The sequence below is a fragment of the Olleya sp. R77988 genome (assembly GCF_044594215.1).
GTDB lineage: Bacteria > Bacteroidota > Bacteroidia > Flavobacteriales > Flavobacteriaceae > Olleya.
The window spans coordinates 2,789,953-2,812,640 of sequence record NZ_CP138988.1; the positions used below are offsets into that span (position 1 = coordinate 2,789,953).

The 22,688-nt window shown below is 30.3% G+C and carries 23 protein-coding genes and 1 other RNA gene; 12 read left to right on the plus strand and 12 right to left on the minus strand.

The features are described 5' to 3' along the window. The first annotated feature begins 95 nt into the window (after positions 1 to 95). Positions 96 to 1,226: a PAS domain-containing protein gene (locus SJY17_RS12630; RefSeq protein WP_397362921.1), complete on the plus strand. Its 1,131-nt coding sequence runs from the start codon at positions 96 to 98 to the stop codon at positions 1,224 to 1,226. A 35-nt stretch (positions 1,227 to 1,261) separates the two neighbouring features. Here SJY17_RS12630 and rny read toward each other — a convergent pair whose 3' ends face one another. The 4 genes from rny to SJY17_RS12650 form a co-directional block, all read right to left on the minus strand. Further along, positions 1,262 to 2,833 (minus strand): ribonuclease Y, encoded by a 1,572-nt coding sequence (gene rny / locus SJY17_RS12635; protein WP_397362922.1) that lies wholly within the window; start codon positions 2,831 to 2,833, stop codon positions 1,262 to 1,264. A gap of 52 nt (positions 2,834 to 2,885) precedes the next feature. Then, positions 2,886 to 3,007, minus strand: a non-coding RNA gene (gene ssrS / locus SJY17_RS12640) — 6S RNA. A gap of 59 nt (positions 3,008 to 3,066) precedes the next feature. Next, positions 3,067 to 3,360: a cell division protein ZapA gene (locus SJY17_RS12645; protein WP_397362923.1), complete on the minus strand. Its 294-nt coding sequence runs from the start codon at positions 3,358 to 3,360 to the stop codon at positions 3,067 to 3,069. A 16-nt stretch (positions 3,361 to 3,376) separates the two neighbouring features. After that, the gene (locus SJY17_RS12650; protein ID WP_397362924.1) at positions 3,377 to 3,667 is read right to left on the minus strand and encodes a hypothetical protein; all 291 of its coding nucleotides are present in this window, start codon (positions 3,665 to 3,667) and stop codon (positions 3,377 to 3,379) included. Between the two features lie 175 nt (positions 3,668 to 3,842). Between SJY17_RS12650 and SJY17_RS12655 the strand changes: the two genes are divergently transcribed. From SJY17_RS12655 to SJY17_RS12675, 5 genes are all read left to right on the plus strand, one after another. Continuing rightward, positions 3,843 to 5,531 carry a M23 family metallopeptidase gene (locus SJY17_RS12655; protein ID WP_397362925.1) on the plus strand — a complete coding sequence of 563 codons (1,689 nt, stop codon included), beginning with the start codon at positions 3,843 to 3,845 and terminating at the stop codon, positions 5,529 to 5,531. Positions 5,532 to 5,539: 8 nt separating this feature from the next. Beyond that, a complete protein-coding gene (locus SJY17_RS12660) occupies positions 5,540 to 8,005 on the plus strand; it encodes a TonB-dependent receptor plug domain-containing protein (protein ID WP_397362926.1) in 2,466 nt (821 codons plus the stop codon). Between the two features lies 1 nt (position 8,006). Beyond that, entirely contained in the window at positions 8,007 to 8,903 is an 897-nt protein-coding gene (locus SJY17_RS12665) for a hypothetical protein (protein ID WP_397362927.1), read from the plus strand. 191 nt (positions 8,904 to 9,094) lie between these two features. After that, positions 9,095 to 9,817 carry a transglutaminase domain-containing protein gene (locus SJY17_RS12670; RefSeq protein ID WP_397364881.1) on the plus strand — a complete coding sequence of 241 codons (723 nt, stop codon included), beginning with the start codon at positions 9,095 to 9,097 and terminating at the stop codon, positions 9,815 to 9,817. 93 nt (positions 9,818 to 9,910) lie between these two features. Beyond that, positions 9,911 to 10,297 (plus strand): DUF2306 domain-containing protein, encoded by a 387-nt coding sequence (locus SJY17_RS12675; protein ID WP_397362928.1) that lies wholly within the window; start codon positions 9,911 to 9,913, stop codon positions 10,295 to 10,297. Between the two features lie 7 nt (positions 10,298 to 10,304). On the opposite strand, the gene SJY17_RS12680 is transcribed toward SJY17_RS12675, so the two are convergent. Together SJY17_RS12680 and SJY17_RS12685 are read right to left on the minus strand one after the other, a co-directional pair. After that, entirely contained in the window at positions 10,305 to 11,084 is a 780-nt protein-coding gene (locus tag SJY17_RS12680; protein ID WP_397362929.1) for an alpha/beta fold hydrolase, read from the minus strand. A 39-nt stretch (positions 11,085 to 11,123) separates the two neighbouring features. Continuing rightward, complete coding sequence (locus tag SJY17_RS12685; RefSeq protein WP_397362930.1) at positions 11,124 to 12,263, minus strand: cysteine desulfurase family protein; 1,140 nt, start codon at positions 12,261 to 12,263, stop codon at positions 11,124 to 11,126. A 111-nt stretch (positions 12,264 to 12,374) separates the two neighbouring features. Here SJY17_RS12685 and SJY17_RS12690 point away from each other — a divergent pair, with 111 nt between their 5' ends. Next, positions 12,375 to 13,325: a hypothetical protein gene (locus SJY17_RS12690; protein WP_397362931.1), complete on the plus strand. Its 951-nt coding sequence runs from the start codon at positions 12,375 to 12,377 to the stop codon at positions 13,323 to 13,325. 2 nt (positions 13,326 to 13,327) lie between these two features. Here SJY17_RS12690 and SJY17_RS12695 read toward each other — a convergent pair whose 3' ends face one another. Further along, on the minus strand, positions 13,328 to 13,882 hold the full coding sequence (locus SJY17_RS12695; RefSeq protein ID WP_397362932.1) for a Smr/MutS family protein: 555 nt from the start codon (positions 13,880 to 13,882) through the stop codon (positions 13,328 to 13,330). Continuing rightward, the gene (locus SJY17_RS12700) at positions 13,879 to 14,091 is read right to left on the minus strand and encodes a hypothetical protein (protein WP_397362933.1); all 213 of its coding nucleotides are present in this window, start codon (positions 14,089 to 14,091) and stop codon (positions 13,879 to 13,881) included. Before SJY17_RS12700 ends, SJY17_RS12695 begins: the two co-directional genes overlap by 4 nt. Positions 14,092 to 14,159: 68 nt before the next feature. On the opposite strand from SJY17_RS12700, the gene SJY17_RS12705 reads away from it, so the two are divergent. Beyond that, complete coding sequence (locus SJY17_RS12705; RefSeq protein ID WP_397362934.1) at positions 14,160 to 15,164, plus strand: tail fiber domain-containing protein; 1,005 nt, start codon at positions 14,160 to 14,162, stop codon at positions 15,162 to 15,164. An 8-nt stretch (positions 15,165 to 15,172) separates the two neighbouring features. Beyond that, positions 15,173 to 16,957 (plus strand): T9SS type A sorting domain-containing protein, encoded by a 1,785-nt coding sequence (locus SJY17_RS12710; protein WP_397362935.1) that lies wholly within the window; start codon positions 15,173 to 15,175, stop codon positions 16,955 to 16,957. Between the two features lie 76 nt (positions 16,958 to 17,033). Here the strand turns inward: SJY17_RS12710 and rocD are convergent, their stop codons facing one another. The 4 genes from rocD to SJY17_RS12730 all read right to left on the minus strand — a co-directional run bounded on the left by rocD (position 17,034) and on the right by SJY17_RS12730 (position 19,844). After that, the gene (gene rocD / locus SJY17_RS12715; protein WP_397362936.1) at positions 17,034 to 18,314 is read right to left on the minus strand and encodes an ornithine--oxo-acid transaminase; all 1,281 of its coding nucleotides are present in this window, start codon (positions 18,312 to 18,314) and stop codon (positions 17,034 to 17,036) included. A 169-nt stretch (positions 18,315 to 18,483) separates the two neighbouring features. Beyond that, a complete protein-coding gene (locus SJY17_RS12720; protein WP_397362937.1) occupies positions 18,484 to 18,870 on the minus strand; it encodes a DUF6768 family protein in 387 nt (128 codons plus the stop codon). Further along, positions 18,860 to 19,411 (minus strand): RNA polymerase sigma factor, encoded by a 552-nt coding sequence (locus SJY17_RS12725; protein WP_397362938.1) that lies wholly within the window; start codon positions 19,409 to 19,411, stop codon positions 18,860 to 18,862. Before SJY17_RS12725 ends, SJY17_RS12720 begins: the two co-directional genes overlap by 11 nt. Before the next feature lie 7 nt (positions 19,412 to 19,418). Beyond that, positions 19,419 to 19,844 carry a hypothetical protein gene (locus SJY17_RS12730; RefSeq protein ID WP_397362939.1) on the minus strand — a complete coding sequence of 142 codons (426 nt, stop codon included), beginning with the start codon at positions 19,842 to 19,844 and terminating at the stop codon, positions 19,419 to 19,421. Between the two features lie 184 nt (positions 19,845 to 20,028). Between SJY17_RS12730 and rlmD the strand changes: the two genes are divergently transcribed. The 3 genes from rlmD to SJY17_RS12745 are packed head-to-tail and all read left to right on the plus strand — an operon-like array spanning position 20,029 to position 22,688. After that, positions 20,029 to 21,441 carry a 23S rRNA (uracil(1939)-C(5))-methyltransferase RlmD gene (gene rlmD / locus SJY17_RS12735; protein ID WP_397362940.1) on the plus strand — a complete coding sequence of 471 codons (1,413 nt, stop codon included), beginning with the start codon at positions 20,029 to 20,031 and terminating at the stop codon, positions 21,439 to 21,441. Between the two features lie 13 nt (positions 21,442 to 21,454). Continuing rightward, positions 21,455 to 21,973 carry a DUF6452 family protein gene (locus SJY17_RS12740; RefSeq protein WP_397362941.1) on the plus strand — a complete coding sequence of 173 codons (519 nt, stop codon included), beginning with the start codon at positions 21,455 to 21,457 and terminating at the stop codon, positions 21,971 to 21,973. Next, positions 21,939 to 22,688 carry a DUF6048 family protein gene (locus tag SJY17_RS12745; protein ID WP_397362942.1) on the plus strand — a complete coding sequence of 250 codons (750 nt, stop codon included), beginning with the start codon at positions 21,939 to 21,941 and terminating at the stop codon, positions 22,686 to 22,688. The genes SJY17_RS12740 and SJY17_RS12745 overlap by 35 nt, the downstream gene beginning before the upstream one ends.

Here is a 22,688-nt window from a genome sequence, read left to right on the forward strand (position 1 = left end):
TTATCAACTACCCTAAATTTATAGTATAAAAAAAATGTAAAGAACCCATAGTTTTTCATTTTTGTAGTAACAAACCCCAAATTTGTTACCTACTTATGATATTTACAAACAAAAAAATCAGTAAACAAGAAAAATGTGCTAAATGGCAATATGCCTTAAAAAATTCTGGTATAGGCATGTGGGATTGGGATGCTAAATCCAATACCGTTTTTTATTCTGAAGAATCTAAAAACATTTTAGGTTTTAAAAGCCATGAAATTGCATCCTCAAGTAAAGAATGGGATGATAGAGTACATCCTGAAGACAGAGCAAAATATTTTGAAGATTTTAATAATCATATTTCTGGAATTAACCCTGATTATTATAATGAACATAGAGTATTGACAAAAAACAATACTTACAAATGGATACTTGATAAAGGAAAAGTTATAGAAAGAGACAGAAATGGTAAACCTCTAAGAATTATTGGAACACATACAGATATAACAGAACGAAAAGAGTTTGAAAGCAACCTTACTAACTCGCTCAATATAATTACTAAGCAAAATAATAAATTACAAAATTTTGCATATATAGTTTCTCATAATTTAAAACAGCATGCTGGTAACTTTGAGAGTATTTTAGAGTTTCATGACGAAGCTAATACAGAAATAGAGAAAAAGGAACTAATAACACACCTAAAAACAGTATCTAAATCTTTAACTAAAACTATAAAAAATCTTAATCAGGTTGTTTCAATAGAAAATAAAAAAACACTTAAAATTGAGAAACTATTTTTAGCAATAGAAGTTAACTCAATTTTGGATAGTTTAGAGTTGATAATAAAAGGCGCAAATGCAGACATAAGAAACACTATAGATCCAAGTATTTATATTAACTACGATGCCTCATATTTAGAAAGCATAATACAAAATTTATTGACTAATGCTATAAAGTACAAGCATCCAGATCGTAAGCCATTAATTACTATTTCTTTAGAGAATAAAAAAGAAAATCTGGTATTAAAAATTAGCGATAATGGAATTGGAATTGACTTAGACAAATATGGAGATTCTGTATTTGGATTATATAAAACATTTCACCAAAATCCCGAAGCAGAAGGTGTTGGGTTATACTTAGTAAAAAATCAGATAGAAGCTTTTGGAGGAATGATTGATGTTACAAGTCAGATAAATGTAGGTACTACTTTTATTATTACTATACCCAATAAAAAAATCCAGCAATAAGCTGGATTTTTAAATATATTAAATTGCATTAAATTTTATTTTGCAATATTAACTGCTCTGGTTTCTCTAATTACTGTAACTTTTACTTGTCCAGGATAAGTCATATCTGTTTGGATTTTCTGTGATATATTAAATGATAAATCTGCAGCAATTTGATCAGTTACTTTTTCACTTTCAACTATTACACGTAATTCTCTACCTGCTTGAATAGCATAAGCTTTTTTAACTCCATTAAACCCAAATGCAATATCCTCAAGATCTTTTAGACGTTGTATATAACTATCTAATACTTGACGTCTAGCTCCTGGTCTTGCTCCTGAAATAGCATCACAAACCTGAATTATTGGTGACAATAAAGATTTCATTTCTATTTCATCGTGGTGTGCTCCAATTGCATTACAAACGTCTGGTTTCTCTCCAAATTTTTCAGCCCATTGCATACCTAAAATAGCATGTGGTGTTTCCATATCTGCTTCTGCATCTGGTACTTTACCTATATCGTGTAATAATCCTGCACGTTTAGCTAACTTTGGGTTTAAACCTAATTCTGCAGCCATAACACCACAAAGTTTAGCAACTTCACGAGAGTGCTGTAATAAATTTTGTCCGTAAGAAGAACGGTATTTCATACGTCCAACCATTTTTATTAATTCTGGATGTAATCCATGAATACCTAAATCTATAACAGTACGCTTACCTACTTCAATTATTTCTTGTTCTATTTGTTTTTGAGTCTTTTTAACAACTTCTTCAATACGTGCTGGATGGATACGTCCATCTGTTACTAATTTATGAAGTGATAAACGTGCAACTTCTCTTCTAACTGAGTCAAAACATGATAGTATAATTGCTTCTGGAGTATCATCTACAATAATCTCTACTCCTGTTGCAGCTTCTATAGCACGTATGTTTCGTCCTTCACGACCAATAATACGACCTTTAACATCATCACTTTCTATATTAAATACAGACACACAATTATCTACTGCTTCTTCTGTTCCAATACGTTGTATTGTATTAATAATAATTTTCTTAGCATCTTGTTGAGCTGTTAACTTTGCTTCTTCCATTTTATCTTGGACATAAGCCATAGCGTCACTTTTTGCTTCACCTTTTAAAGATTCTACTAACTGAGATTTAGCTTCATCTGCAGACAAACTAGATATAACTTCTAGCTGTTCTACTTGGCTTTTATGCAATCTGTTTAACTCTTCTTGTTTTTTATCTAATACATCTAGTCTATGGTTATAATCCTTAACCTTTCCTTCAATATCTACATTTAGTTTTTTATTTTTAGATAGCTCGCTAGAAATCTGAGACTCTTTATCTCTTATTCTTTTTTCGGCTTCAGCCATTTTTTTGTCTCGAGATAAAATAACCTTTTCATGTTCTGATTTAAGCTCTAAAAATTTTTCTTTTGCTTGAAGTATTTTTCCTTTTTTAATCCCATCACCTTCAACATTTGCTTCTTTAATAATTGCCGAAGCAGATTTTTTTGCGCTTTTTACAAGCTTAGAAGCATTATTCCTCTCTAGTATTTTTGCTATTATAAAACCTACTATAGCTCCAACAGCAACACTAGCTATAATTAAAATTGTATTATCCATTTTTGATTGTTTATATATATAAAAAAAGCCTACACTAATTTTGGTTTTGTATAAACTCCTTAAAAACACGTTTAGGGCTAACAAGATGATCAAGGGTCTGCCTAAATAGTAAACTATTAGCAGCATGCTTTTACAACTTAAAACTCACCCTTTTTAAAGAATTAACTGTTGAGTTTATCAAAAAAATAATTAATGTAGGCAGTAACCTATTATTGTTATGTTATAAGAACGTATTATAAACTAAGATGTGATTGCAACATGTTATTTAAAGCTTCTAACTTATCTTGTACATGTTCCGACACATGGTCTTTATCTAGAGCTTTCTGTTCTACTTGACTTGCAAATTGCAAAGCACACATGGCTAATACATCTTGCTTATCTCTAACAGAATAGCTTTGCTCAAATTTTGTAATCATAGCCTCAATTTTTTTTGCTGCTAATCGCAACCCTTCTTCTTGACTAGGTGCTATAGTTAATGGATAGACTCTGTTTGCTATAGATAATTTTATTTTAAGCGTGTCTGCCATAAAAACTATGTAAACATTAACTTGAAAGCTGACTTATACAATAGTCAATTTCTCTAATTAATGTATTTATTTTGAGCTTTGTTTCTCGTTTATCATTGTCACTGCCTAGTATGGTATTAGCCATTTTTAAAGTGTTATACTTTTCGTGCCAAGTCTCTAACTCTAAATCCTTTGCAACTACATTAGATTGAGATTGTTCTAAAGCTTCTTTAAGCTTTGCGTTTTCTAGTTTTAAAACTTGTTGTCTGTGTAAGACTTTACTAATTTTATTTTCTAGAGCATCAACAATGGTTTCAATCTTACTCATGTACTAATACTATAACTTATCTTACAAAGTTAATCAAACCTTAACACTTTTCAATTAAATTTTCATAAATTTTTATTTACTGTTTAATTTATCTCATTATCAATAGTATGGCTTAGTCTTTGATTTTCTTTGGTAATTAAAACCTTATCTTTATTTTAGCAGTAACCAAATATTTATGCGATACACACTTTTATTATTCGTTTTTTTTACAACTTTTAGTCAAGCACAAGATATCTACCCTCAAGATTATTTTAGATCGCCTTTAGATATAGAATTAGTATTGTCTGGTACTTTTGCAGAGCTTAGAAGTAATCATTTTCATTCTGGATTAGATATTAAAACTAAACAAAGAGAAGGCTTAAATGTTTATGCAACTGCTAGTGGTTATGTTAGTAGAATTAAAGTGTCTCATTTTGGTTATGGAAAGGCTATATATATTACTCATCCAAATGGATATGTTACTGTACATGGTCATTTACAGCGTTTTTCTAAAAAAATTGAGGATTATGTTAAAAAACGTCAATATGAAAAGGAAAGTTATGAAATTGAATTATTTCCTGACCTTAATGACCTAATTGTAACACAAGGCGAAGTTTTTGCCTACACAGGAAATTCTGGTGGTTCTGGTGGTCCACACCTTCATTTTGAAATTAGAGACAATCAAGAGAGACCGATAAACCCTCTTCTATTTGGATTAAAGGTTAAAGACACTAAAAAACCAATGGTAAGGAGTGTTTACGCTTACCCAATAGATGATTTAGCTCATGTTAATGGCTCAAATCTAAAACAAAAACTAAGACTAATTCCTTTAAAAAATGGAGATTATAAGGTTGAAGACTTAACAGCTTATGGTAAAATTGGTTTTGCAATCAATACTGTGGATATGCAAGATTTAGCTGCCAATAAAAATGGTGTTTTTAAAATTGAAACATTTTATAACGGAATGCCAAACTCTACCATTGACTTTAAAAGGTTTTCTTTTGACGAGTCTAGACACCTTAACCGTTTTATAGATTACAAACACTTTAAAGACGAAAAAGAGCGTCTTCAAAAATTATTTTTAGACACTAACAATCCATTAAGTATGTATCAAAACTTGACTGATGATGGTTATTTGATGATTTATGATACAAATTCTAGTGTTTATAAAATAAAAATCACAGACTTTGAAGGCAATACAACAAATATTGATATTAATATTAAAGGAGAAGACAAACAACCAGATGATGTAGAAAGCGGTTTTACATCTCCATATTATGTCAAATCAAGTGAAGTATCAATATTAGATAATAGGAATATTAAAGTAGAGTTCCCAAAACAAACCTTTTATGATGACTTTTTCATAGATTTTAGAGTTAATGGTGACACAATAAAATTACACAAAAACAATAAAGCTGTCAAAAAATATTTTAAAATCTCTTATGATACTTCAGGTTATAGTCCAGAAGATTTAAAACAAATGTATATTGCACGTCTAGTGGGTTGGAATGACTTTTTAAGTTACTCTTCTACCAAACAAGAAGCCAATACATTATACACTAGAACAAATAATTTAGGAACGTATTGCTTAGCAAGAGACACTGTTAATCCAACTGTAACTCCTGTTAGGTTTAAAGATGGACAATGGTTAAGTAAATATCGCTTTTTAAAAATTAAAATTGACGATAAAGAAACTGGTATTTCCAACTACAGAGCAACCATAAATGATGAATGGATATTAATGGAATACGATTATAAAACAAAGACATTAACATACGATTTTAATGATAATGTCGTTACAGATACTAAGAACAATTTAAAACTTATTGTTACAGATAATGTAGGAAATAGCACTACATTTGAAACAAGCTTTTTTAGAAAATAAATTATACTTTGAAAAAACCTAACTATACCTTAAAACTACTCGCTTTTTTACTTCCTCTATTCTGTTTAGCACAAACAGGAACTATAAAAGGAGTTATTTTAAACGAATTTAATCAACCTATAGATGCAGTAAACATTAAAAGTGGAGAGTTTGGAGCCCAAACTAACACCAATGGTTACTATTTACTTAAAATACCTGCAAATACAGATGTAAAAGTAGTGTTTTCTCATGTAACGCATAAAAACATTACAGCAACTTTCAACTTAAAAAACGGAGAAACTATACAGTTTAATCCTGTAATGAAAGAAGATATAGAGCAAATTGAAACCGTTATTATTAGTGGTAAAAAAAGAAAAGATATTGAAGGTATTGTAAATATTGATCCTGCAGCTTTAAAAAAAATACCTGGAGCACAAGCTGGTGTAGAAAACCTTTTAAAAACTCTTCCTGGAGTTAGTAGTAATAACGAATTGAGCACACAATATTCTGTAAGAGGTGGAAACTATGATGAAAATCTAGTATATGTAAACGGAATAGAAGTATACAGACCCTTTTTAGTGCGCTCTGGACAACAAGAAGGTCTAAGCTTTATTAACACGGATTTGGTTGAAAACGTAGATTTTTCTGCTGGAGGTTTTCAAGCAAAATATGGAGACAAATTGTCTTCTGTTTTAGATATTACTTATAAAAAACCTACAGAATTTGGTGTTGCAGCAGATGTAAGTCTTTTAGGTGGAAGCGTTGCAGTAGAAACTGCAAGCGATGATTCTAAATTTACAGGAATAATTGGATTAAGATACAGAGACAATAGTCTTCTGGTAAATGCAAAAGAGACTGAAACAAACTTTAAACCTACTTTTGCAGACGTACAAAGTTATTTAACCTATCAGTTTACAGATAAATTAGAAGTTAGTTTTTTAGGTAATGCATCACTTAACAGATACAATTATACACCATTAACACGTCAGACTAATTTTGGTACTTTAGATAATCCTTTAGCATTAGTAGTACAATATCAAGGTCAAGAAAAAGATAAATACCAAACTCTTTTTGGTGCTTTAAGCGCAAATTATGATGTTAATGATGACTTATCATTAGCATTAGTAACGTCTACTTATCACACTACAGAAGAAGAATATTTTGACATTTTAGCACAATATGCTTTAGGAGAAGTTAATAGTAATATTGGAGATGAAAACCTTGGTGAAGTAGAATTTGCAGAAGGTATTGGTAGCCAACTTAATCATGGTCGTAATGATTTGGATGCATTAATCACAACAGTTGAAGCTAAAGGAACCTATACAAAAAACGAAAACGAATTTAAATTTTCTGTCAAGTACACCAATGAAGATATACGTGATAGATTAATAGAATGGGAAGTCATAGATTCTGCTGGATTTTCAATAAATCCACCAAATTCTGATGCATTTAATGATCAACCCTATACTGCCTATCAAGGTCCTTTAGAAGCCTATCAAAATGTATCGTCAAGAAACAACACGCAGATTACCAGAATGCAAGCGTATTTACAATGGAGTAAAAGAGCAACACTTGGTGAGCATGATGTGTGGTATAACGCAGGTGTAAGAACACACAATTGGACAGTTAATGATGAAGCTACTGCACAAAATGTAACACAAAACGTATTTAGCCCAAGAGCACAATTTGCTATAAAACCAAATTGGGACAAGGATATGCTATTTAGATTAAGTGGTGGATTATATTATCAACCTCCTTTTTACAGAGAGTTACGAGATCAAAATGGTGTTGTGCAACCAGACGTAAAAGCCCAAAAATCTATACACTTAGTTTTAGGTAATGATTATAGTTTTAAAATGTGGGACAGACCCTTTAAATTAACAAGTGAAGCCTATTATAAAAAACTAACAGACGTTAATCCTTATACATTAGAAAATGTACGTATTAGATACAGAGCTAATAATACAGCAGAAGCTTATGCTTACGGTCTGGATTTACGTTTAAATGGAGAGTTTGTTCCTGGAACAGAAAGTTGGTTTAGTTTTGGTTATTTAAAAACTGAAGAAAACATAAATAACAGAGGTTACATACCAAGACCAACAGATCAACGCTTAAAATTTGCTGCATTATTCCAAGATTATGTACCCAATATCCCAAGTATGAAAATGTATTTAAACTTGGTTTACAATACAGGTTTACCTGGTGGATCACCTAGTTATGCAGACCCATATGTTTTTCAAAGTAGACTCCCAGATTACAAACGTGCAGATATTGGATTCCAATTTGTATTAGTCGATAAAGACAAGCAATTTGATAGTGGTTGGAAAAAAGCATTTAAAGAATTATCTTTTGGATTTGAGATTTTTAACGTGTTTAACGTACAAAACTCTATTACCAATACTTGGGTTAGAGATGTTTACAGTAAACGTCAATACGCTATACCAAACTACTTAACACCTCGTGTATTTAACGTAAGAACTACTATGCGTTTTTAAAATGAAATTGTTTAGTCTCCTTTTTATTTGTTTAGTAAGCACTTTGTCTTTTGCTCAAAGTAAACTTGCAAAAACAGCTATTAATAAATTAAATGAGCAATTAAAGGTTTATGAAACATTATCTCCTCATGGAGATTTATACCACTACAAAGATTTAAAATTAAGTAAGATAGAGCTACTTGTGTTTGAAGGCACAGATGAAGTTGTAAACGATTCTATTGAAAGTTATGCAGCTATCTCAATCATACAGGATAAGATTTCAAAACTTTTAAACACAGTCTTTATAATAAAATCTGTTGAAGAATTTAATCTAAAAAATCAATTATATTCTAATATTAATTACATTAAATCTGAAGATAACAAACTACACAACTTAACATTACATGCCAAATCTGGAGGCTCTTACCAAAGTAGTCTATCATATATTTATTATAAAAAAAACGAAGAATATATAAAGGTTTTTGAAACTTATGACGAAGATGAAAACTCTGTTTTTAATGCAGACGGTTATTATTCTATAGATACAATCTCATCAAGAGAAGGCACAAAGTATTTACTAATTGGAAGTGTCAGAACTTGTGGTATGTGTTTTTATGACTATGTGTCTTTAGTTTATTTTAAAGATGGATATTTTAATCAAGAGTTTAATTTTAGTGTAGAATCCAGATCTTACGACTCTAAGATTTTTTACAATCCATCAGAGTTTGCGCTTTCTGTTTTTTACGAAACTGACGATTTAAATTATCATGAATGCAGTTGTAAAGAAACTAATAATGAAGAGGATGTTGATTACGAAGAGGATATAAAAGAAAAGCAATGTAGTTGTTTATTTATATTTAATGGCCTCACTTTTGAATTAACAAACCAATGCTCTGAAGCAGTTATTGAAAAAGAATGAAACAGTTAATTTATTTATTAGTTTTCTTAATCAACTTTATATCTTTTTCTCAAGATTACAAAAGGGTAGATTCTCTAGTAAAAGCTTATCCGAGTTATAAATCCACAGTAAAGCTTACAGAACAAATCGAAAAAGATTTTACTAATAATTTTGACAAAGTTAGAGCTGTATACAATTGAATAACTAGCAACATAACATATGATATTAAAGAAAAAGGTGCGGTTACCTTTAGTTATTATACAGTTGAAGATTACAAAAAGAAAAGTGATAAAAAAATAAGCAAACTAACTAAAAGAGTTATGTCAAAAAAAATAGCAGTTTGTGAAGGTTATGCAACTCTTTTTAGTCAATTATGTACAGAATTAAACATAAAATCAAAAATTGTAACTGGTAGTGCTAAAACAAAAACGTCTGATATTGGCAAACGATTCAATGCATCACACGCCTGGAATATTGTGGAAATTGATAATAAAAAATATTTAATTGATGCAACTTGGGGAGTTGATAAAACAAAGAATAACGGAATAGACTATAAATATTTTTTAACGCTTCCAAAGTATTTTATTCTTAAACATTATCCAAACAATTATAAAGACGCACTTCTAGACAAGCCTATTTCTAAAGAAAAATATTTAAACAATCCTTTATATTATGGTTACTATTTTGATGTTATTTCTCCAAAATTAGGTACGCTTATTAAATCAAAATCTAAACTGGTAAAGTTTGTATTTAAATCTAAAAAAAAGATTAGTAATGTTTCAATTTCTGTAAAAAAACAGTTTCTTGATATTGACATTGTCAAAAATGATGACACATTGGAATTTGAAGTAGACCTTTCTAAACATCCTTCCGCAAAAGAGCTTATTATATTTTTCGATAATAAAGCAGCTATTGCTTATAAATTAAAAAACTAACAGTTCAATCTTAAAATCCTACACTTCAGTAAAATTTATTTTAAATACTTTTACTATTAAAGTAATTTTGATGTATAACTAACCCAATACATCATGTCCTATCAAACCTTAATGTACATACATCTTGCAACAATACTTCCTGCTTTTATTTTAGGGACTATTAGTTTTATTTTAAAAAAAGGCACACAAATACATAAAATTATTGGTCGTATTTATATGGTTTTAATGTTGTTTACTGCAATTGTCACTTTATTTATGCCAGCATATGTTGGACCACAATTGTTTAACCACTTTGGATGGATACACTTGTTTAGTGTATTAACAATTTATACAGTTCCAACAGCGTATATAGCTATAAAAAAAGGAAACGTTAAAGCTCATAAAGGTAAAATGATTGGTTTATATATTGGAGCTATTTTAATTGCTGGAGCCTTTACTTTTATGCCAGGACGCTATATGCATAACCTGTTTTTTGGGTAAACAGATCTTACTTTGAATTTATAAAACTAATTGTTGTAGCATTAAACACAGCTGGTTGTTCAATATTTACAACATGTCCACTTTTTTCAATTATAAACAATGTTGAGGTAATATGTGTTTTTACTATGCTTTTTATAGATGGTAAAAATAAATGATCTTCAGATCCCATGACATAAAGTGTTGGGATTTTGATGTCTTTTTCTCTAAAAAAACGTAATAGAGGGTTAATTTCTGATGTTAATTTAAACCATCTAATAAATTCTTTCTGATATAATTTTTTAGCTTCATTGACAAATAATAAGCGTGATGCTTTATGGTTTTTTCTTGGCATTATTATAAAAGCAAAAAAACGATATAAATACATATATGGCACAACACTTTTAAAGACAACACCTAGCTTCATTAAGATTTGCGAGCGAAAATTAAGTTTCATGACTGCACCTCCAAGGATCATACTATCTACTCTACCTGGATGTTTCTTGGCTAAATTTTTAATTAAAATTGTACCTAAAGAAATACCTACAAAATGCGAAGACTTAATGTTAAGATAATTTACAACCTCAAGAATATCATTTGTTATAGAATCAAAAGTATATTTAGAGTTAAATGTGTCTTTTAATTTTGGTTTGCTATTACCATGACCACGTAAATCTAAAATAAGCACATTAAATTGAGCTTTAAAATCACGCAACTGTTTATACCAAATAGAACTGCTTCCTCCAGCTCCATGGACAAAAGTGACCCATTGGGTTGATTTAGAATGTAAGTAAGTGGAATAGTTTAACACAAAGGTTTTATATATTGTAAAAGTACAATATAAAACGTCTTAAATAAATTCTTTTAACACCTCAATAACATAATCTATTTCGTCTTTAGTATTGTATTTACATAATGAAAACCGCAAGGATGGTTTTTTCATATCATCATCACATAAAATTTGTGATAATACATGACTACCTTTTGAGCTACCACTTTGACAAGCACTACCTTTAGAACAAGCAATACCTTTTAAATCTAATTGAAACAATAATATTGGAGATTTTTCTGGTGCTATTGGCAAACAAACATTAATTACAGTATAAGTGCTTTTTTCAAAATTAGCGCAACTTCCATTAAAAGTAACTCCAGTAAAATTTTGGCTTAACTGCTTAATAAAATATTTTTTTAAATCTATGATATACTCTTTTTCTTCTTCTAAATTATCATAAGATAATTTTAAAGCTTCCTCTAAACCAACAATATTATGTACACCTTCTGTACCTGCTCTGTTTCCTCTCTCTTGTTCTCCTCCAAAAATCAAGGGTTTTAATCCTGTGTTTTTTCTAACAAAAGCAAAACCGACACCTTTAGGTCCATGAAATTTATGTGCACTTACAGCCATAAAATCTATATTAATCTCTTGTAAATCTAATGTATAATGACCTACAGATTGTACAGTGTCACTATGGAACATAGCATTGTTAAGCTTACATAAATTACCAACACGCTTAATGTCTAAAATGTTTCCTACTTCATTATTAACGTGCATTAAACTAACCAAAGTCTTTTTTGAAGTTTGTAATAATGTTTCAAGATGTTTATAATCTACATGACCACATTCATCTAAATCTACGTAATTGACAGTAATTCCAAACTGTTTTTCTAATTGGTTTACAGTATACAAAACAGCATGATGCTCTATTCTAGACGTTATAATGTTTTCAATACCTAAATCTCTTACTGCACTAAATAATGCTAAATTATCTGCTTCTGTACCTCCAGATGTAAATACAATCTCTGAAGCAGTCACGTTTAAATATTTTGCAACCGTTTTTCTAGCTTGCTCAATTATTGATTTTGCATCACGTCCAAAACTATGAGTTGAAGAGGCATTACCATAACAATCACGCATAACTTGCGTCATTTTGTCTATAACTTCTGGTCTTAACTGCGTTGTGGCAGCACTATCAAAATAAACGGATTTCATTACTTTTTTTGTATTATTGAGCACAAAAATAGTTTAAATAAAATTAATTGTCTTTAGCAACGTTATAAGTTTGACAATTCTATTATTTTTGTGTTTTAAAACCTGTAAACAATGCGTAATTTTTTAGTACTATCTATACTTTTTTTAGGTCTTTTTTCTTGTGATGATGGAGATATTATTACCACAGAATTAGATTTTGAGGATACTTTTGAAGCTTGTGGAGATTTGGTGTTTTATAAAGTTAAAACAGACCCAAACGAAACATTATCATTACAATTAGACAGTCCAAGTTTTACTATTGAAGATTTAATAGAAACCGAAACCAATGCAACTAATGATTTATTGGTTAATTTAATAGCTAATGTAACTTCAGACATCTCAGTTTCTGGGCTATTTAAATTTAGAAGCTACACAAGTGATCCAACAAATTTTTTCTGTAATGATGTACCTCCAAATGGAATACAAATAGTAGAAGAATTTACATCAACAAGTGGAACTGCTTATTTTACAATGGAATTAATTGAAGATGATGACGATGGTATTCCTGCTGAGTTAGAAGATGATAATCTAGATGGAGATGATGATCATACCACAAACCCTTTAGACACTGATGGTGATGGCCTACCAAACTATTTAGATGTTGATGATGATGGAGATAATGTATTAACTATAAGCGAAAGTGTTAATTATACTGAAACCGATGGGCTAAATAATGCATTAGATACAGATGATGATGGTATACCTAATTATCTAGATAATGATGATGATGGAGACGGTACAAATACTAGAGATGAAGATCTAAATGGAGATTTAAATCCAACTAATGACTACACTGGTACAACTAATCCTGATTATTTAAATACAGATATAACAGCTCCAACTGTTGCAGTAGAATTTAGATCGCATACAATACAACAAACATTTACAATTAAATTATTTTTGGAAGATATAGAATTCCCTGAGATTTTATACGAAGAAACAGAGTTTGGAACATTAAATTCTATAGACGGAAGTGACTCTATATTAGATACAGAAAGGACTGTAACACCTCCTTTTATTTAATATTATTTAGGGTTTTGCAGTATATAAACCTCTGTTGCACCTAAACCGTATTTTTTATAATCTGCTGCATAATACTTTATATTATCGTAACGACTAAAAAGAGTTTCTAACTCCATTTTTAACACACCTTCTCCTACTCCATGAATAAATACAATTTTTTGGATACGTTTACGCATAGCAAACTCAAGTTTGTGTCTAGCGGTATCTAACTGTAGATTTAACTTGTCATAATTAGACATGCCTCTTTCATTATCAATTAATTTATGCAGATGTAAATCCACTTCCATCATTGGTTCATGACGGTTTTTTGGTTTCACTTTTACTGTAGGTTGTCTTTTTTTATTCGTTTTTTCAGAAAGCACCTGATTAATTGAAGCAGATTTAAACACATTATTTTTAAGTGCAACAGATTTTTTTTTAATTAATTCTGAAGCTTTATAGTCTAGTTCAAAACCTTCATCTGTTTCAATAGTTATAATGGCTCCATTAATAGCGATTATTTTCCCAGACAATGCATCATCTAAAACTTCAACTTTATGTCCTACTTTAAAATTCATTCTTCTTCATCAAAAGGTTCAGATTCGACAAAAGTGTCTTTCTCTTTTTTACTTGGTATAGTCGCTTGCAAATTATAAACACCAAACATTAATATAAAAATTCCACCAATTAATAGCAACAGGTTTTGCTCTTCATTGGCATTAGCATAAATTGCAACAATTGCTCCTAACAGTATGAAAATATAGTACTTAATAGTGTTTTTTAGCATTTTAACTAATAAATATGAGTTCAAAAAAATAATTTCATAATTTAAGATTGCTATTAATCTTATATATTATGTACAAAACTACTCTTTTTTTAAAAGGAAAGCTTCTATTAATTATACTAATTATGCCTTTCCTATGTTTCTCTCAAGTTGGTATTGGATTAACTAATCCAACTGCACAATTAACTGTAAATGAAGATGCTATCTTTAACGAGTCTGGTGGTAATCATGACTTTAGGGTAGAGAGCACCACACAATCTAATTTGTTTTTTATTGACGCAAGTACCAATAGTATTGGTGTAAATACAAGTACACCAGCGTCTCAATTTCAGATAGTAAATAATGGAAACATTGGTGCAAATGCATTGTTTGATACTGTTAATTCTGGCACAGACGGTTTGTCTTTATCTGGTTACAACACTAATGCAACCAATGGTTATAATGCAATTGAAGGTGTAACAAACGGAACGTATTCTGGAATCTTTGGTTTGCATATTGCTGCAACAGGTTTTAGTAATGGTGTATTTGGAGCTTCAAATAGCTCTGATGCTTATGGTGTATATGGCTCTATTCCAACAACAGGAACTTGGTTTGGGTTTGGTGGCTTTTTTGAAGGTGGATTAGGTTATGTTAATGGATTATATAATGTGTCTGATGCAAGAACAAAAACCAATATCACTCCAATAAAAAATGCATTAGAAAAAATTTCTAGTATTGGAGGTTATCAATATAAGTATGACTTAAATCAGTTTAATTCAAAACGCTCCAACAACAATCAATACCATTATGGATTTTTAGCACAAAACATTAAGCAGTTTTTGCCACATGCTGTTGCTTTAAAAAAAGTAAAAATATCTAATGACAATTTAAGCCCAGAATCCTCCGCAACAAATACTTACACAAGTAAGCAAATTAATGTTGTAGATTATACTGCAATTGTACCTGTACTTGTAGAGGCTTTAAAAGAACAACAAGTTATGATTAAAAATCAGAACTCTAAAATTGAAACTTTGGAAGAAAAATTAGTAGTTTTGGAAAATAAAATTAATATTTTGACAGAAAATTCTGAAAATTGATTTTTAAAATGAAAAAAAAATTAACGTATCTATTTATAATTTTTTCTTTACAGTTAAGCATAGCACAGCTTACAGTAAGAAACAATTCATATATATTTGTTACAGATGAAGTTGTTTTTGTTGAAGATGAAGTAAATTTAACAGAAGCTAACACACGTTTCTATCTTAGGGATGAAGCTCAACTTATCCAAGGTGCAAGCACTACTGGAAATTCTGGATTAGGAAGACTAAGCGTTTATCAAGAAGGAACAACCCATAATTATGCTTATAATTATTGGTGTTCTCCAGTTGGAAATGTTTCTGCTAATACAACTGGAAATTCAATATTTATCCCAAATCAAAACATATTTGATGTTGTAGATTTAACAAATAGTAACCTAGCAGGTTATAGTACCACTGCATATAATGGTACAAGTAGCCCTTTAAATATAGCTAGTTATTGGCTCTGGAAATATGATCCAGGTGTTGCTTATAGCGAATGGGATTATGTAGGTGAATCTGGAACTGTAGATTCTGGTTATGGCTTTACAATGAAAGGAACCATTGGATCCACTCCTGCTTCTGGTCAACAATATGACTTTAGAGGTAAACCAAATGAAGGCGAAATTAGTACATCTATAACTATAGGTCAGGAAACTTTAATTGGTAATCCTTATCCATCTGCTTTGGATTCTGCATTATTTATTCATGACACAAATAATATATCTTTATTAGATACAGCATCATTATACTTTTGGGAACATGATCAAACAGTTAGTTCGCATATTTTAACTAGTTATAGAGGTGGTTATGCAAGTTTTACAATTAATTCAGCAGGAACTGTACCTTCTTTTGTTCCAGCCACTTTTGATTCTTACAACTCAGACGGAACATTAAATACAACTGGATCAGCTTCAACTACAGGAAAACAAGTCAGACGCTATATTCCAATTGGTCAAGGTTTTATGGTTAGAGGTGCTGCAACAGGATCTGTATTAACCTCAGATAGTCATCGTGCTTATTATAGAGAATCAAGTGTAAATAGCGAGTTTTTTAGAACTTCTCAAAATGATGAAAACACAGCTCTAAACCTACCTCAATACACTGAAGATGGCTTAGTGATTGTACCTTCTGACTATAAACGTTTTAGGCTAAACATAGATTTTAACAACTTATATACACGTCAATTATTACATAATTTTCATGATACTGCTACTAATGGTGAAGATTATGGTTTAGAAAGTAAAATATACCAAGCTTTAGATTCTGATATTACTTGGATACAAAATAATAAAGCATTAGTTACTCAAGCCAATACTTATGATGTTAGTTTAACTATTCCTTTAGATTTAAATTTAGACGATCAACAATTAATACGTTTTAGGATTTTTGATATTCAAAATTTTGATGCCAATCAACCAATTTTCATACATGATTTAGAAAACGATACTTATTACGATTTAAGACAACAAGATTTTGAAATTAATTTACCAAGTGGTAATTACAGCAACCGTTTTGAGGTAACTTTCCAACAAGAAAACGCATTAAGTAGCAACGATTTAATTGAAGAAAACTTAATTGTATTACAAGATAATACAAATAGCAATTTGGTTATAAAAAACCCAAATGCATTGATGTTAAAGACAATAGAGTTGTTTGATGTAACAGGAAAGCAAATTATTAAAAAGACATTATCAAATAATACTCAACTTATAACTGTATCTACTAAAAACTTAAGTGATGGTGTTTATGTCGCTAAAATTAAATCTGATGATCATCAGTTATTAAGCAAAAAAATAGTGATTAAAAACTAAGTTAGAAAACTTGTATAAAAAAAGGATGTTACTAAATTAGTAACATCCTTTTTAAGTTTATAATAAATTGCATTTATTATTTTTCAAACTGCTTTAAAGTTTTAATTATAATACTAACACAATCTAATAGTTGCTCTTTAGTCATGACTAAAGGTGGTGCAAATCTAATAATATTACCATGTGTAGGTTTTGCAAGTAATCCGTTATCTCGCAAAGCAATACAAATATTCCAAGCAGTATCACTTTCTTCTGTATCATTGATTAAAATAGCATTAAGTAATCCTTTACCTCTTACACCATTAACAATACTTGAAGTTTCAACAAATTTAGATAATTCAGTTCTAAATAATTCGCCCAAATCAAAAGCGTTTTGTGCTAATTCTTCATCTTTAATTACATCTAAAGCAGCAATACCAATAGCAGCAGCAATAGGGTTACCACCAAAAGTACTTCCATGGTTTCCTGGTTTAATAACATTCATAATATTATCATTTGCTAACACTGCACTTACTGGATAAGCTCCTCCAGATAAAGCCTTACCCAAAATTAAGATATCTGCTTTAACTTCTGGTGTACCAGAACAATGCTTGTCTGCACAACTACAATTACCACAAGTTGCTAATAAACGTCCAGTTCTTGCAATTCCTGTTTGTACTTCATCAGCAATAAATAACACGTTATGTTTCTTGCAAAGTGCTTTAGCAGCAGCTAAATAACCTTTGCTTGGCACATATACTCCAGCTTCACCTTGGATAGGCTCTACTAAAAAACCAGCAATGTTTTTACTACTATTTAAAGCATCTTCAAGTGCTTTAAGGTTGTCATATTCAATTTTAATAAATCCTTTAGTATAAGGACCAAAGTTTTTACGTGCTACAGGATCGTTAGAAAACGATATAATTGTTGTTGTACGTCCATGAAAATTGTTTTCGCAAACAATAATTTCTGCTTCATTTTCTTCTATCCCTTTAACTTCATAAGCCCATTTTCTACAAAGCTTTAAAGCAGTTTCTACTGCTTCTGCACCTGTATTCATTGGTAATAACTTATCAAATTTAAAAGTTTCTGTCGCATATTTTTCAAATTTTCCCAACATGTCATTGTAAAATGCACGAGAGGTTAAAGTTAAAGTTTGCGCTTGATTGACCATTGCTCCCACAATTTTTGGGTGACAATGTCCTTGGTTTACTGCTGAGTATGCAGACAGGAAGTCATAATATTTTTTTCCTTCTACATCCCAAACATACACACCTTCTCCTCTACTCAGTACTACTGGAAGTGGATGGTAATTGTGTGCACCATACTTGTTTTCTAAGTCCATCGCTTGTTGCGATGTTAATTGGTCTAAAACAGCCATTTTAATAATTTTTAATGTGAATAAAAAAGCCATTCCTTATCTACCTTTATCCTTTCGAAGTCTAAACTCGCTATAACTTTAGTGAAGGCGAGAATCGAAAATTCAGCGTGGGAAAGAAATCATCCCTAAGAAGCTGCAATCTACTAAATATAAATGTCGATTTAAAATGTTAATCAGACATTTTACCTGCTAAAGAAGATACTTGTAGCTCCAATCGTTTTATTTCTCTTAATAATGCGTTTTTATCCATTTGCATCCATGCAAAAACTTTTAACATGCTTACTCCTATTATAAAAATCAAAGCACCTAATGCCCATTTTATTAATTCGTTGGTGTCATTAGTATTAAAAAACTGAATTACACAATAAATAAATAGCGCAAAAAACACTACTGTTACTATGTTCATTAAAATTAGTAACCATTTGTTTTTTCCTTTAAAAAGCCCAAAAATCATTGCTAAAACACCTTGTTCTTCTAGTGAATCATAAAATTTTGCTTCCTCTTTTGTTAAGGTCTCTTTTATTAATTGGTCGATATCTTCCATATTATTTTTCATCTTCTATATGTTTTACTTGTTTCTTTAATTGTTCTCTTGCATGAAATAATCTTGATTTAGTAGTACCTACTGATATATTCAATAAATTACTTATTTCTTTAATCGAATAGTCTTCTACATAAAACAACTTAACAACAATCTGTTGTTTTTCTGACAACTTGTTTATAGCTTTTAAAAGTCTATTAGTTAACAAACTGTTGTCTTGATAAACGCTATCTTCAATGGTATGCGTTTTAGCATATTCTTCTTGTTTTAACTTTTGTTTATTGTACTCTCTTAAAGTATCAAAAGATTTTGAATACACAATACGCATTGCCCAACTCCCAAAGTTTTTAGCGTCTTTTAAATCACTTATTTTTGCAATTATTACTTTCCAACTATCTTGTGCAATGTCTTTAGCAAGATCTTTGTCCTTTACTATCCAATAAGCTTTAATACAAAAATCTTTATGCCATTTTTTTACCAAAACGGTTAATGCTTTAGCATTTCCAGATTGGAATTGTTCAACTAATTGTGCATCTATTTTTTTTGAACTTTTCAATGATTTATTATCGTATCAGTTTAAAAATAAAACGTAAAAACTTAACCCAAGGATTCCATTTTGTTCTTTTATTGTTTTCGGAAAAATAATTTTCTACATTATCAAACGCATCCTCTATTAATGCATCGTGTAACCATCTAATAGCAAAAATCCAACTAAAAATAGCCAGTCCTTTTGTTTCCATCTGAATAGTATGAATGAGTTCTGTTTTCTCATTATTAATTTCAATAATTTCAAAATCATGAAACCCATTAAATCCTTTTGGCTTAGAAAACCTGAATTTAATATACTTACCTTCAATAAACTGCTCGACTGTATATCTAACAATTCCGTGTCCTCCATAAGACCCAACTTTTAACCCCTTTTTAAAACGCATTGCAGGCCAATCTTGTTGAGGCCAAACCTTATCCTCATTTGTTGCAAGTGTTTTCATTAATTCAACAATCTTTGATTTTGGTTGATTAATGATTCGTTTATGTGTGTTTATAACTTTCATATCTACTTTAATGACGTAGAATTTTAAAAAAGGTTCATTTTTTTTCCACGAAAGTGAAATCTTATTAAAGATAATTGAAATAAGCTAGAATATATTTACTGCTATTATTATTTTTGCACTTATGGCAAGAAAAAATAAAAGAAAGCAAATTTTTACTGAAGTAGAAGTTTTTGATACAGCTGCAAAAGGAAAATCTGTTGGTAAAGCTCCTGATGGACGTGTTATATTTTTACCAAATGCAGTTCCTGGAGATGTGGTAGATGTGCAAACTTTTAAAAAGCGTAAAGCCTATTTTGAAGGTAAAGCTACTGTTTTTCATAAATTAAGTGACAAACGTACAGAACCTGCTTGCGAGCATTTTGGTACTTGTGGTGGATGTAAATGGCAAAACATGGGCTATGAGCACCAATTATTTTACAAGCAAAAAGAAGTTACTAATAACCTAACTAGAATTGGTCATTTAGAGTTGCCAGAAGTGACACCTATTTTAGGTTCTGCAGAGCAGTATTTTTATAGAAACAAAATGGAATTTTCTTTTAGTGACGCACGTTGGCTAACATTAGAAGAAATCCAATCTGATAAAGATTTAGGAGATAAAAACGCTTTAGGTTTTCATATTCCTGGAATGTGGGACAAAATTTTAGATATAAAAAAATGTCACTTACAAGCAGATCCATCTAATGCTATTAGAAATGCGGTTAAAGACTTTGCTGTTAAAAACAACCTAGAGTTTTTTAATACTAGAAACCAAACTGGTTTATTACGTACCATGATGATTAGGACTTCTTCTACAGGAGATATCATGGTTGTTGTTCAGTTTTTTAAAGAGAATAAAGAGCAACGCGAATTATTATTAAATTATTTAGGCGAAACTTTTCCAGAAATCACCTCTTTACAATACATTATAAACGAAAAAGCTAACGATACCATTTATGATCAAGAAGTGGTTTGTTATAAAGGTCAAGACCATATTTTTGAAGAAATGGAAGGTTTACAATTTAAAATAAACGCCAAATCATTTTATCAAACCAACTCTGACCAAGCTTTTGAATTATATAAACTTACACGTGAATTTGCTAATTTAAGTGGTGACGAGCTTGTTTACGATTTATATACAGGAACTGGTACAATTGCTCAGTTTGTGTCTAAAAAAGCTAAAAAGGTAGTTGGTGTAGAGGCTGTTCCAGATGCTATTAGTGCTGCAAAAGAAAACGCAGAACGCAATAATATTACAAACTGCGAGTTTTTTGTAGGAGACATGAAAAATGTTTTTAATCAAGAGTTTATTAATACACATGGTCAACCAGACGTAATTATTACAGATCCACCAAGAGATGGAATGCATAAAGACGTTGTTAAACAAATATTAAACATTGCGCCAGAAAAAGTAGTTTATGTAAGTTGCAATAGCGCAACACAAGCACGTGATTTAGCGTTAATGAAAGAACAATATAATATTACTAAAGTACAAGCAGTAGATATGTTTCCACAAACACATCATGTAGAAAATATTGTACTTTTAGAAAAGAAATAGTTTATTTCAAACCATGAAAAATATAAAATTTTTAGTACTACTATTAACCATAGCAAGTGTTTTAACTTGCGAGCGTGACGATTTATGTCCAGAATCAACTCCTACTACTCAAAGTTTAGTGATTGGTTTTTATAATAATGCTGTACAAGAAAGCGAAAAAAATGTCACTGGATTATATGTTATTGGACAAGATAATGATGATGTTTTAACTGGTTATGATATTGTAAACACTAACGAGTTGGTTTTACCACTACGTACAGATCAAGACAGTACAACTTATACTTTAATTAGTGATACCGTTTTAGATGACGATGGTAATTATGAATCTGGAAATATAGATATAATTACTATTAACTACACGCGTGAAGACGTATATGTCTCAAGAGCTTGTGGATACAAAACCATATTTAATAACGTTGTGGTTAGTGTAGACGAAGGAACAGATGGAGAATGGATACTTTTTACTGAAGCATTAAATGATAATTTAACAATTGAAGATGAAACAACTACACACTATTTCTTTTATCATTAGTTTGTTTTTGTGTTGTGGTGTTTCATTACAAGCACAAGACACAGACAACCAAGTTAAAAATGACACTATTAAATTACGTTATGGATTACGTTTAGGTACTGATGCAAGCAAATTAATAAGAACCGTTTTTGATGAAGACTATTCTGGTTTTGAGATTAATGCAGATTATAGATTAACTAAAAATTGGTTTATAGCTGGAGAAATTGGAACAGAAGAAAAAACGTCTAGTAGCGATTTTATTAGTGTTACAGCTAATGGTAGCTATTTTAAAGCAGGAGTAGATTATAACATGTATGACAATTGGTATGGTTTAGATAACATGATTTATTCTGGTTTTAGAATTGGAGCAAGTACATTTAGTCAAACAAGAAACAATTATACAGTTTATAATACAAATCAATATTGGCAACCACAGTTTTCTAGTGTTGAGAGTGAAAAATTTAGCGGTTTATCTGCTATTTGGTTTGAAGTAATAATTGGTATTAAGGCAGAAGTCCTTAAAAACTTATACATTGGCGTAAACGCACAATTAAAAGGTATGATTACTCAAGATCAACCATTAAATTTTGAAAATCTTTATGTTCCTGGCTTTTATAAAACCTTTGATTCTGGTCGTATTGGTGTTGGCTATGGCTATAATGTATCTTATTTAATCCCAATTTTTAAGAAAGCTAAAAAAAACACTAAAAAGGAAGAGGAAAAAATTAACGAATAA